This window comes from Nocardia sp. NBC_01009, assembly GCF_045208035.1.
Classification (GTDB): Bacteria; Actinomycetota; Actinomycetes; order Mycobacteriales; family Mycobacteriaceae; genus Nocardia.
In genome coordinates this window covers 2,092,302-2,106,159 of the sequence record NZ_CP108695.1, presented here as the reverse complement: position 1 = coordinate 2,106,159, position 13,858 = coordinate 2,092,302, and the positions used below count along the sequence as shown (strand labels likewise).

Here is a 13,858-nt window from a genome sequence, read left to right as displayed (position 1 = left end):
CTCAGTTACCGGTGACCGTCAGGTAGATCAGCGCCACATTGAGCAGGCTGATGACGATCGCGACCAACCAGGCGAGCGCTGTCGTCACGCGATGGTTGACGTCGGCGCCCATCAGGACACGGTCGCTGGTGAAGCGGACGAGCGGGATCAGCGCGAACGGAATACCGAAGGACAGCACGACCTGCGAGATGATCAGGGCGCGAGTGGGGTCGATGCCTATAGCGAGGATGGTGATCGCGGGGATCAGGGTCACCAGGCGACGCATGAGCAGTGGAATCTTGCGGCGCAGTAGGCCTTCCATGATCATCGCGCCGGCGTAGGCACCGACCGACGTGGAGGCCAGGCCCGAGGCCAGCAGGCCGATCGCCAGCAGTAGCGCGGCGACGGGACCGAGGACCTCGCCGACCGCGGCGTGGGCACCCTCGAGGGTGTCGACATTCTCGCGGCCGCGCAGGGTGTTCGCGGCCATCAGCAGCATCGCCAGATTGACCGTCCCCGCCAGCACCATGGCCAGTCCGACATCGTATTTGGTGACCCGCAGCAGCCGAACCCGCAGCGGGCCGGGCTCGGGGTGGCCGTGGCGGTCCCTGGCCAGTCCGGAGTGCAGGTACACCGCGTGCGGCATCACGGTCGCACCGATCATGGCCGCCGCGAGCAGCACGCTCTCGGCGCCCTGGAATTGCGGCAGCAGGCCACCGATCGTGCCGGACACCGAGGGCGGCGAGATCACCACGCTGGCGAGGAAGCCGATGGCGATGATGGCGAGCAAGCCGGTGATGACCCGTTCGAACGGCCGCTGTCCGCGCCGGTCCTGCACCAGCAGCAGTCCCATCGAGACCACACCGGTGATCACGCCACCGACCACGAGCGGCAGCCCGAACAGCAGCTTCAGCGCGATCGCGCCGCCGACCACTTCGGCGAGATCGGTCGCCATCGCGACGGTCTCCGCCTGACCCCAATACGCGAGCCGGACCGGGCGACTCGCCTTGTCCCGCACCGCCTCCGGCAGCGACATGCCGGTGACCAACCCCAGCTTCGCGGACAGGAACTGCACCAGCCCGGCCATCACATTGGCCATCACGATGACCCACACGAGCAGGTATCCGAACTGCGCGCCCGCGCTGATATTCGACGCCACATTTCCTGGGTCGACATAGGCGATGGCAGCTACGAATGCCGGACCGAGCAAGACACTGACAGATCTCGCCCGATGCGACGCGGTGCGCGCCGACTCGGCCAGGGTTGTACTCACAGAACAGAATTTTACGGGTTACCAAACTTTTTGGTTAGTCTGGTCCGCCTCTCCGGGTCTTCAGGCCGGATTCAGGTGTCATAACGGTGTCATTGGCGGCTACCGGTCGGCGGTTCGGTCGAGTTGGCCCGTGCCGGATGAGTTACCCATGTACCTGCGAAATCAGGCATTGCGCAACCTTTCGAACATGGAACGACCGCCCTGATTGTGTTGATTCACACAATCAGGGCGGTCGGGTTCGATCAGACTCCGCCGCGCGGTGAGATCAGATGCCGAGGCCCTTGGCCAGGAGCGGCCAGGAGGCATGCAGCTCGTCGTTCCAGTAGCCCCACGAGTGGGTGCCTCCGCTCCGGAAGTTGAAGGTCGCCGGGATGCCCAGCTGGTTCAGCTTGCCCTGGAGGTTGTGGGTGCAGAAGTTGGTGCCCGCTTCGATCACGCCGCCGATGAGGATCTGGTTGGCCAGACCGAAGGAGCCGGGCAGCGCGTAGGGGTTGTTCAGCTGGTCGTACTGGCCGGGCAGTCCGTTGCCGGTCGAGATGTAGAGGTCGAGACCACGCAGACCCTCCGCATTCACATACGGGTCGTTGGCCTTCCAATCGGGCGAACCCTCCGGGCCCCACATGTTGTCGGTGCTGCCGCCGCCCCAGGTCTCCACGGTCAGCTTCACGAACTCCGAGCCGACCGGGTCACTGGTCTGGGCGCAGCCACTGTAGGCGGCGACGGCCTTGTACAGACCCGGCTTCGCGATCGGCAGGGCGAGCACGGTGGTGCCCGAAGTCGACAGGCCGGCGATGGCATTCACACCGTTGGTGCCCAGCGCGCCGTCGATCAGCGGCGGCAGCTCTTCGGTGAAGAAGGTCTTCCACTTGTTGCGGCCCAGCGTCGGGTCGTCCTTGATCCAGTCGGTGTAGTAGCTCCACTTGCCACCGATGGGCTGCACGACATTGACGTTCTTGTCGCCGAGGAAGTTGAGCGCATCGGTCTTGGCCACCCACGACGCGTCGTCCTCACCGCCGCCCGCGCCATTGAGCAGGTACAGGGTCGGCCGCGGCACCGACGCATCGGCAGGGCGCTGCACGTCGATGGTGACGTTCTTGTCCATCGCCGCCGAGAACACGGTCAGGCGGATGCTGCGCGCGTCCTTGTACTCGGCCTTCGCGATCTTCGAGCCGTCGGCCGCGATCGGGTTGGCGAGCAGGGCCTTCTGATCGATGATCGGGTCAGCCGTCGCTGTGGATGTGCCGAATCCGGACATGACGCCCGCGAGAACTGCGGTGGCCGCGATCATCGCGGCGGCACGCGTGCCACGGCGCCGAGTCTGTCGACGGATCAATTTCACACCTTCACTTCGTATCGAGATTATGGTTGGGCTTTCCCCTGGCCGCCGGGCATCCGCACTCGGCACCACGCCGACGATACGGCCTATGTCGTCGTGATAACAGGGGCCATCGTTACTGCGATGTTGCCCCATCATGCCTGACCTGGCCAATCACGACCACCTCTGCCTCGCCGACCGAGACGGGCGTCACCTGCCCATCAGCTGCTGGCCGTGCTCGGCCAGCCCGCCCAATGCCCGGATCCAATGCTCGGCGAAGGTCTTCACCTCGTCACCGCCGAACACGTCGGCGGCGTAGTCGAAGCGGATCAGCATGCCCTCGGCGGTTGCATCGGCGGTGAGGTCGAGCAACAGGTCACCGCTCGGCGCCTCGCTGTGCACCCGGGCCGGACGCAGATCACGATACCGGAGCGCGAAGCGCCCCCGCGGCAGCGCACGCAGCCGCGCGCCGGTGTCGGAGTTGAGATAACGCAACACGCCATAACCGACGCCACGTCCCGGCGCTGACCGGCGCAGCTCCCTGACCTGGCCGATCGCGACGCCTGCCGCGGGGCCACCGATGAGCGCGTCCGCCACATCCACACCGTCCAGCCACAGCGGGAGCGGGTAGTCCGTGGTGAACCCGCCGACAATGGTGTCGGTCACAGTCACCGAGCGGGCGTCGGCGGCCAGTCGGATCACCGGGCCGATGGTGCGGGTGACTGTCTCACCGGCGGCGGTGACCAGTGCGAGGGCCACCGCGGTCAGCAGGACCTCCTCGACCTCGGCCTGATACGCCGCGGCCGCGACGGCGACGGCCGCGGTGCCCTCGGCGGTGATGGTCAGCGACACCCGGCGGCGTGATCGTGGATGTGAGTCACCCACGGGATTGAGGGTCGCGGGTACCGCCCCCAAAGTGTCCTGCCACCAAGACATTTCATCGATGACGTCCGGGCCCTCCGACCGCCGCGACAACTCCCGCAGCAGCTCGCGCAGACCCGATTCCGGCACCGCGGGGGTGGCGTGTCTGCCACGCCACCAGGCGGTGGAGAGCTTGTCGATGATCGTGCGCCACGAGGCGTCGTCGACCACCAAACCGTTGGCCACCACCACCAGTGTCGCGTCGTGCTGCCCCCGAATCAGGACGAAGCGGATATTGCGGCCGTGCGCGGGATCCAGTTCGGTGGCCACCTCGCGCACCACATCATCCAGCGGCGGCGCGGTCTCCGTGCTCGTCGCATCCAATTGCAGGAAGGCCTCGTCGAGCCGCTGGTCCGCGGCCGGGATCTCGAACACCGGTGCACCGGAGCGCTCGTCACGACGCAACCGGACCCACAGCATCGGATGCTGTTCGAGCACGGTGTCGACAGCCGACTGCACAGCTTCGGCCGAACAATTCGACGGCACCTCGATCACGATCGCCCGCACCTCGACACCCGCCTCCAGCAAACGCACAGCATTCGGCGTCAACGGCAGCGGACCCGCTGCATCGTCATGGGGTTCCCCCAGTCGTGGCGACTGCCGCACGGCTTCCGGAGCCGCACCGCGGGGCGTGGCGTCGGCGAGTGGTTCGACGTTCGGCACTGTGGTGACCCTCGGCACCACAGTGAAAGCGGAGACCCCGGCCTCGGCTGCGGCAGCCGCCTCCCGCATGCCTTCACTACTCGACGCTGTCGAAGCCATCGGCCCAACCGCAACGCCCGGCACCCCGGCCTCGGGTGCGGCAGCCGCCTCCTGCTTTTCTTCGATCCTCGACGCTGTCGAAACCATCGGCCCAACCGCAACGCCCGGCACCCCGGCCTCGGGTGCGGCAGCCGCCTCCTGCTTTCCTTCGATCCTCGACGCTGTCGAAACCATCGGCCCAACCGCAACGCCCGGCACCCCGGCCTCGGGTGCGGCAGCCACCTCCCGCTTACCTTCGACACTCGACGCTGTCGTACCCCTCGGCGCGACGACAACTCGAGGCACGTCGACCTCGGGTGTGGGAGCTACCGGTGTTTCGTCGACACCCGGCGCTGCCGCATCTACCGGCACGAAGGCAACGTCTGGTACCTCGGCCGCCGGGGCGGCGGCCTCGGCGGCCCGTTCGATGCCGGGCGCCGTCGTAAACACCGGCGCGACACCAACTTCCGGCATCGCGATGCTCGGGACAGTTTGCCGGTCGAGCAGGGCGGTGAGCTGTGGACCGATGATGTCGAGTGCCTCGGGGGAGGTCAGCTGCTCGTGGCGGGCGGGAACCGGATGCGCGACGATGGCGCCGGCGACGTACGGCTGCCAGGCCGCGTGCTCGGTCTCGTGACCTGCGGCGGTGAAGTAGTCCAGTCGGCCCTGGAAGACCCGGTGCCGGTGGTCGACGGCGAGCTCGACAGAGCGCACCGCGGCTCGGTAGATCCGGCCGAGCCGTTCTTTGGTGAGGACGGCCAGCTCGGGCGAGATGGCGGCGTGCAGGGCGGCCAGTGCGGCGTCGTCGAGCGCCTGCAGGTCAGCGGTGCCGGGGAAGGCGTCGATGCCGAGTTCGGCGAAGGCGGCCCGGATCTCGGCGCGGAAGTCGGCGATATTGCCGCCGGTGCGGCCGTCGAGTAGTGCGAGCAGCGCGACCTGCGCGCCCTCGGCCTGTAGTTCGACCGCAACGGCGTGTGCAAGCGTGCCGCCGAGGGACCAGCCGAGCAGGTGATAGGGCCCCTCCGGTTGCACCGCGCGGATCTCCGTCACGTAGCGGCGCACCATCGAGTCCAGTGAATCCGGCAGGTAACCCGGCTCGGACAGGGCGGGCGACTGCAGCCCGAAGATCGGCCGATCCCTCGGCACGTACGACCCGAGACCTGCGTAGCACCAAGCCAATCCGGCCATCGGGTGAATGCAGAACAGTGGCGCGGCCGCGCCTGCCGCGCGAATCGGCAGCAATACTTCCAGCGCGGAGTTCACATTCGACGCGGCATCGTCGGTGGCGGAGGTGTCCGAGACGCCGATCCGGCGAGCCAGCGCCGCGACGGTGGCGTCGGTGAAGAACCACTGCACCCGCACCGCGGCACCGGTCTCGGCGCGCAATCGGCTCGCCGCGCGCGTCGCCACCAGCGAACTGCCGCCCAGTGCGAAGAAGTCGTCGTCCGCACCGATGCGCTCGACGCCGAGCACCTCGGCGAACACCTCCGCAACGACCCGCTCCAGCGGGGTCGACGGCGCCAGGTACTGCCGCGGCGCGCGGTCGGGCTCGGGCAGCGCAGCGCGGTCGAGTTTGCCGACCGGGGTCAGCGGAAGCTCGTCGAGCACGACGACCGCCGCGGGCACCATGTGCGCGGGCAGAATGCTCGCGGCATATTCGGCGAGCTCGGCTGTATCGATGGTCCGGCCCGGCGCGGCAAGCGTATAGGCGACGAGCGTCTTCTCACCGCTGCGGGTATCACGACCGAGGGTGACCGCGAATTCCACATCGTCGTGACTCGCCAACACCACATCGATCTCGCCGAGCTCGATGCGGAAACCACGAATCTTCACCTGGAAGTCCGAGCGTCCGACCCAGTCGAGCTCCCAATCCACCGAGGGCACAGCGGCATTGCCCGCCCGCTCCCCCGGTTCGGCGTACCAGCGCACCACATCCCCGGTGCGACACATCCGCGCACCGGGACCGCCCCACGGATCGGCGACGAAGCGTTGCGCCGTCAGTCCGGCACGGTTGTGATAGCCGCGGGCCAGCGCCGCACCCGCCAGATAGAGCTCACCGGCAACTCCGGGTGGCACCGGACGCAACCGCGAATCCAACACCAGCAACGACATTCCGCGCACAGGCTTACCGATCGTGACGCGCCGCCCCGGGTGCAGATCACCATAGGAGGCCGCGACCGTCGCCTCGGTCGGCCCATAGCCATTGACATACCGGCGACCCGGCTGCCACTTCTCCACCAGCTCCGGCGTGGTCACATCACCGCCGACACAGAGGAATTCGAGCTCCGACAGTCCCGTCGGATCGACCGTGCCGAGCACCGCGGGCGTGCAGATCGCGTGGGTGACCCGTTCCGTCCGCAGTAATTCGGCCAGCTCCTGACCCGCGACCATGGCCGGCGGCGCGATTACCAGGGTCGCCCCGGTGTGGAAGGCGCACAGCCATTCCAGGACCGACGGGTCGAAGCTCGGCGAGCACAGGTGCAGGAACCGGTGCCGCGGCGCGACCGCGAACACCTCTGTCGCGTAGTCGATCAGGCCGCCGAGTCCGGCGTGGGTGACAGTGACGCCCTTGGGGATTCCGGTCGAACCGGAGGTATAGATGACATACGCCGGATGCTGCGGCCGCAATGGCGTCAGCCGGTGGCGATCGGTGACCGGATCTGCCGCGTATGCCGTCACCACCGCTTGGGTGCCGGGATCGTCGAGCACCAGCCAGCCGCGACCAGGCAACTCCTCGGCGTACGCGGCGGCGGTGACGCCGACGATGGCACCGGAGTCGGTCACCATGTGCCGAATCAGTTCCTCGGGATAGGTCGGGTCGATCGGCAGGTACGCGCCACCGGCCTTCGCTACGGCCCACACCATGGCGACCATGTTGTAGGAACGCGGGAAGGCAAGGGCCACAAGGCTCTCCGGGCCGACGCCGCGGTCGATGAGTACGCGCGCCAACCGCGAGGAGTATTTGTCGAGTTCGCGATATCTCACCGAGCGGCCCTGGTGGCGAACGGCGATGGCCTCGGGGTCGGCGTGGACGGCACGCGTCAGCAGGTCGGGCAACAGCCCGGTGGCCATCGGCCGATCCCCGTGCAGGCTGGTCAGCAGCGCGCTTTCGGCGGCGTCGAGCAGCGGCAGGTCGCCGACGGGGATATGCGGCCCGGTGGCGATCGCCGCGAGCAGCCGGGTGAATCGATCGGCGAATACTCGGACGGTGGCATTGTCGAAAAGGTCTCGCGCGTAGGTGAATTCGCCGTACAGGCCGACGCCGTCACCTGCCGCTCGGATGGCAAGGGCCAGATCGTACGGCGCGACGGTGATGTCGAAATCGACGGTCTGAATGCTGAGCCCGGGTAGCTCGAAGCTGCTGTCGGGGAGATTGAGGAACGATAGCGCCACCTGGAACAGCGGATGCCGCGCGGTCGAGCGCGGCGGCTCGAGCAGCTCGACCAGACGCTCGAACGGCAGGTCGGCGTGTGCGAAGGCCTGCAGGTCGGCGTCCTTGGTCCGGGCGAGCAGCTCACCGAAGGTGAGCTCACCCGACACCTGTGTACGCAGCACCAGGGTGTTGACGAACATGCCGATCATGTCGTCGAGTTCGGCCTCGCCGCGCCCGGCCACCGCGGTGCCGATGGCGATGTCGTCGCTGCCGGACAACCGAGCGAGGAACACCGCGAGCGCGGCGTGCACCACCATGAACATGGTCGCGTTGTGCTCGCGAGCCAGTCGGCGCAGGCCGGCGAACACCTGCGCGTCGACCACGAAATCCGTGGTGCCGCCCGCAAAAGACTGCACCGGGGGACGGGTCCGGTCGGTGGGCAGGTTCAGCTCGCCGGGCAAACCGGCCAGCGCGGTACGCCAGTAACCGGCCTGCACCGAAATCACGCTGTCCGCATCGGATTCCGTGCCGAGCAGTGCTCGCTGCCAGATGCCGTAATCCGCGTACTGCACAGGCAGCTGCGTCCATGCCGGGGCCGCACCACCACTGCGGGCGGAGTAGGCGAGCATGACGTCGCGCACCAGCGGCCCCATCGACCAGCCGTCGGCCCCGATGTGGTGGGCAACGAAAACCAGTATGTATTCGTCGTCGTCGACCTGGAACAGGGTGGCGCGGAACGCGACCTCGACGCTGACGTCGAAGCCCGCGGCCGCGAGGTGCTGCACCTGTCGGCCGACCTCGCTTTCCGCGATGTGCACTGGCGCGAGATCGACAGGCACCTCGTGCGGTGCGAGCACCTGCTGAATCGGGCCGTCGGGGGTCTGCGGGTAGAGCGTGCGCAGCACTTCGTGTCTGGCGACCAGGTCGCGCACGGCCAGGTGCAGCGCGGCGATGTCCAGCTCGCCGGACAGCCGCAGCGCCACCGGGATGTTGTAGGCCGCCGAGTCGGTGTCGAATTGGTTGAGGAACCACATTCGAAGCTGGGCGAGCGACAACGGGATTCGCTCCGGTCGCGTCCCGGCGACCAATGCGAGTCGCCCGCCCGTGCCGACGTGCTGCTCGACCTTGGCAGCCAACCCCGCAACAGTCGGCGCTTCGAACAGCTGACGCACCAGCACTCGGGTATCCAGTGCCGCGCCGACCCGGGCCGCGGCCTGAGTGGCAAGCAATGAGTTGCCGCCCAGCGCGAAGAAGTCGTCGTCGGCGCCGACGCGCTCGACGCCGAGTACCTCGGCGAACACGCCCGCCACGATCTCCTCGATCGGGGTCGAGACGGCACGGAAGACCCGCGTCTCGAATTCCGGTTCTGGCAATGCCGTGCGGTCGAGCTTGCCGTTGGCGGTCAGCGGCAGCGCGTCGAGTGTCACGTAGGCACTCGGCACCAGGTACGAGGGCAGGACCCTCGACAACGCCGCCTGCACCGCAACAACGTCCGCACCCGAGCCGGGATCCGCCGCGACCAGGTACGCGATCAATCGGTCACCGATTCTCGGATCGGATAGCGCGATGACGGCGGCCTGCGCGATCTGTGGCAAGGCCAGCAGCGCTGCCTCGATCTCTCCCGGCTCGATACGGAAACCACGGATCTTCACCTGGAAATCGGTACGACCCCGATACTCCAACTCACCAGCAGCATTCCACGCCACCAGATCACCAGTCCGGTACATACGCTCGGAGGACCCGAACGGATTCGCCACGAACCGCTCCGCAGTCGAATCCGCGCGCCCGACGTAGCCGCGTGCCAGCTGTGCACCGGCAAGATACAACTCACCGGACACACCCACCGGAACCGGACGCAACCGCGCGTCCAGCACAAAGACCCGACTGTTCCACTCCGGCGCACCGATCGACACCGACACCGAATCGGCATCCGTGACACGGTGATTGGTGATCGACACCGCAGCCTCGGTCGGACCATACAAGTTGAACAACTCAGCAGAACTACTACGCCGGAACCGCTGCGCGGTCGCCGCGGGCAACGCCTCACCGATCGCCAGCACCCGACGCAACGACCCCGGCAGCCGCCCGACCAGCAACACATCCAGCATCGACGGCACCACATGCAGCGTCGTCACCGACTCGTGCGCCATCAACTCGTTCAGGTATGCCGGGTCGTGGTGGCCATCGGGTGCGGCGATCACCACCCGTCCACCGCACACCGCCGCCGACCAGAATTCCCACACCGACAAGTCGAACGTCGCCGCCGTCTTCAACAGCACAGCGTCCTCGGCACCGAGGCCGAATTCGTCCGCCTTCCACAGCAGCTGGTTGACGATCGCACCGTGCGAGACAGCGACACCCTTGGGCTGACCAGTCGAACCCGAGGTAAAGATGACATACGCCGTGTTCGCGGCCGTCAGGACACTACGACGCTCATCCGCCGAGACGGGCGCATCGATATACGCCGACAGATCGACCTCGTCGATCGCCACGGAATCCACCGCCGCAGAGACGAATCCATCGTTCGCCGTCGTCAGCACACACACTGGCCCAGCCGTATCCAGGATGTAATCGACGCGGTCAGCAGGCTGATCCGGGTCCACCGGCACATACACCGCACCCGACTTCGCCACCGCATACATCGCGACCACGAGATCCGCCGACCGGCGAATCGCCAACGCCACCCGATCCTCCGGACCGACACCACGCCCGATCAGATACCGCGCCAATCGATTCACCCGAGCATCGAGCTCGGCATAAGTCAGCTCACGCCGGCCATCGGGCTCATCGGCAACCAACGCCACTGCACCCGGCGACGTCGCCACCGTCGCATCCAACAACGACACCAACGTCGCGGCCGGATCGACCGCATGCGCGGTGTCGTTCCAGCCCGCGAGAATCCGCGTCGACTCCTCGGGCGTCAGCAGATCGATCGCACCGACGACGACCTCGGGGTCGGCGATCACGGCATCGAGGACCCGGACAAACCGATCCGCGAACCCACGCACCGTCGACTCATCGAAAAGGTCTGTGGCGTAACCGAATTCGGCGACGATCTCAGCGGGCGTACCGTCCTCGGCATACCGCTCGTGCAAGGAGATATGCAGGTCGGTCTTGGCCAGCTGCAGGTCGAATTCCACACCGCCGACCGACAGCCCCGGCAGTTGCAAGGCGGTCTCGGCCAGGTTCTGGAACGACAGACCCACTTGGAACAGCGGATTGCGCGCCGTCGAACGCGCCGGGTTCAGCGCTTCGACAATGCGCTCGAACGGCACGTCCGCGTTTGCGAACGCCTCCAGATCCCGCTCTCGCACATCGACGAGCAGGTCCGAGAACCGTTCGTCTGCACCCACACTCGCACGGAAAATCAGCGTATTGACGAACATTCCGATCAGATCATCGAGTTCGCGTTCGCCGCGACCCGCGATCGGCGTGCCGACCACGACGTCAGCGCTGCCCGACAGCCGCGCGAGCAGCACCGCCAACGCAGCGTGCGCCACCATGAACAGCGAAGCATGGTGTGCCCGCGCCAGCTCATGCAACCGGGCGTGGCGGTCCGGCGAAATCTCGAAGCGAACCGACTTGCCGCGGTACGACTGCGCGGGCGGGCGCGGGCGATCGGTGGGCAACTCGAGTTGGTCCGCCAGTCCGGCCAACGCCGTCTGCCAGTACGTGATCTGTTGTGCGGCAAGTGATTCCGGATCATCCTCGGAGCCGAGCACCGCCCGCTCCCACAGCGCATAGTCGGCGTACTGCACCGGCAGCGGAAGCCATTGCGGCGCATTCCCGGCCACGCGCGCCGCGTATGCCAGCATCAGATCACGCGCGAGCGGCCCCATCGACGCACCGTCTGCCGCCACATGATGCACGACGAACGCCACCACGTGTTCGTCCGGGGACAACCGGAACAGCGCCATCGCCAGCGGTACCTCGACCGTGACATCGAAAGTGGTCAACGCGAATTCGATGAGCGCGGGCACCAGATCGGCTTCGTCGGTGTCGAACGGAACCAACGCGAACGGCGTCGCGGGCACCGGGTGGATCACCTGATGCGGATGGTCGCCAGCACTCGGATAGGTGGTCCGCAGCACTTCGTGGCGGATCAGCACATCGCCGATCGCCGCGCCGAGCGCAACCACGTCCAGCGCGCCGGACAGCCGCACCGCGAGCGGAATGTTGTCCACCGCGGAGGTGGCCGTGTCGTATTGGTTGAGGAACCAATACCGCTGCTGCGCCAGCGACAGCGGAATCCGCTCCGGACGCTCACCAGCGACCAGCCGTGGCCTACTCCGCCCCGAGCCTGCGTTGCGTTCGACGAGCAACGCCAGTGCACCGACCGTCGATGCGTCGAACAGGTCGCGCACCGCGAGCCGGGTGTTCAGCGCGGCATCCAGGCGCGCGGTCACCTGGGAGGCCAGCAGGGAATTACCGCCGAGATCGAAGAAGTTGTCGTCCAGACCGACCCGCGCGACCCCGAGCACGTCACCGAATGTGCCCGCGACGATCTCCTCGATCGGTGTCGACGGTGCGCGGAACGCCTTCACTTCGAACACCGGCGCGGGCAACGCCGTCCGATCCAGCTTGCCATTCGACGTCAGCGGAACCGCGTCGAGGACCGTGATCGCGGCGGGCACCATGTGGGCGGGCAGGGCCTGCTCGGCCAGTGCCGCCAAACCCCCGGTATCGATCGGCATACCGTGCACGGCGTGCACATACGACGCGAGAACCGTGGCCCCGCTGTCGAGCCGGTGACCGACCGTGACGGCGAAGTCGACGTGTGGATGCGATGCCAGCACCGCATCGATCTCACCGAGCTCGATGCGGAACCCACGGATTTTCACCTGCGAGTCGTTGCGACCCAGGTATTCCAGCTCACCGCTGGGAGTACGGCGCACCAGATCGCCGGTGCGGTAGAGCCTGCCGCCGGCCGGATCGAATGGATCGGCCACAAAGCGGGCGGCAGTGAGCGCGGGCTGGCCGTGGTAGCCGCGAGCCAGTGGTGCTCCTGCGAGATATAGCTCGCCGATCACCCGATCGGGCACCGGGCGCAGCCGATCGTTGAGCACATGGGCGGTGACGCCACGGATCGCCGCACCAATGGTCACCGGCGCACCAGGAACCAGCGGCGCGCTGATATTGGTCATGATGGTGGTCTCGGTCGGCCCGTAACCATTGCAGAACTCGCGCGTGCGCTCCGGCCCGATCGGCAACGCCCAGCGCCGCACCAACTCCGGCGGGCAGACGTCGCCGCCGACGATCACCACGGCCAGCTCGTCGAGACCGGCCGGGTCCACCGAGGCCAATGCCGCCGGCGTGACGAACGCATGGGTCACCGCTTCCCTACGCAGGACGGTGGCGAGTTCCGCACCGCCGTACACCGTTGGCGCGACCACCACCATGGTGGCGGCGCCGCCGAGTGCGAGCAGCAGTTCGAGCACCGAGGCATCGAAGGACGGGGACGCGAAATGCAGGGTGCGCGCGGTGCGCGTGACCCGATAGCCAGCCCGCTGCTCATCGCAGAAGCGGGCCAGCCCGGCGTGCGTGACGACCACGCCTTTCGGCTTGCCGGTGGAACCCGACGTGTAGATGACGTACGCGGGATGTTCGACATACAGCGGCCGCACCCGATCCCGATAGGTGATCAGATCCGCCGGATACTCCTCCAGCAGCTGTGCCGCATCCGGCGTATCGATCACCAGCCATTCGGCCAGGTCGGGCAGATCGTCACGGACTGCGGCGACAGTCAGCCCGAAGCGCACCCCGGAATCGCCGACCATGTGCGCGACCCGTTCGGCCGGATAGTTCGGGTCAACGGGAACAAACCCGGCGCCGGTCTTGGCGACCGCCCACACGGCGAGCACCGAATGCAGTGATCGCGGCATGGCCACCGCGACCAGGTCTTCGGGGCCGATGCCCCGCTCGATGAGCAACCGCGCAAGTCGGGTCGAGCGCTCGTCCAGCTCGGCGTAGCTCAGCGCGACGGATCTGCTGGTCGCATCGGCGCAGACGATGGCGGTGCCTGCCGGATTCGCGTCCACGGCGGCCGCGATCAATTGCGGCAAGGTGGTGGCGCGCGCTCTACTGATCCTGGTAGGCCGGACCCGGGCCGTGCGCGTCATGCGTGCACCGCTTTCCATGTCTCGTGCCGATATTGTCCGACCACGCGAAACATGAAGCAGCTCACCTTACCTATTCACACGAACACGCTCCCCTCCACAGCGCTACCGAAAGCATCGCCGAGGTCAACGGCAATCGT

Annotated in this window: 3 protein-coding genes; all 3 read right to left on the bottom strand. The window is 67.3% G+C overall.

What is annotated here, in order from left to right; translation table 11 throughout:
- Position 1 precedes the first annotated feature (1 nt).
- The 3 genes from OHA42_RS09285 to OHA42_RS09275 all read right to left on the bottom strand — a co-directional run bounded on the left by OHA42_RS09285 (position 2) and on the right by OHA42_RS09275 (position 13,721).
- On the bottom strand, positions 2 to 1,240 hold the full coding sequence (locus tag OHA42_RS09285; protein ID WP_406239242.1) for an Nramp family divalent metal transporter: 1,239 nt from the start codon (positions 1,238 to 1,240) through the stop codon (positions 2 to 4).
- Positions 1,241 to 1,517: 277 nt separating this feature from the next.
- A complete protein-coding gene (locus tag OHA42_RS09280; protein WP_406239241.1) occupies positions 1,518 to 2,540 on the bottom strand; it encodes an alpha/beta hydrolase in 1,023 nt (340 codons plus the stop codon).
- Positions 2,541 to 2,777: 237 nt separating this feature from the next.
- A complete protein-coding gene (locus tag OHA42_RS09275; protein ID WP_406236200.1) occupies positions 2,778 to 13,721 on the bottom strand; it encodes an amino acid adenylation domain-containing protein in 10,944 nt (3,647 codons plus the stop codon).
- Between the last annotated feature and the right edge of the window lie 137 nt (positions 13,722 to 13,858).

Coding starts and splice junctions, on each gene's coding strand:
- OHA42_RS09280 (WP_406239241.1), bottom strand. CDS start 2,540: ATGATCGCGGCCACCGCAGTTCTCGCGGGCGTCATGTCCGGATTCGGC.
- OHA42_RS09275 (WP_406236200.1), bottom strand. CDS start 13,721: ATGACGCGCACGGCCCGGGTCCGGCCTACCAGGATCAGTAGAGCGCGC.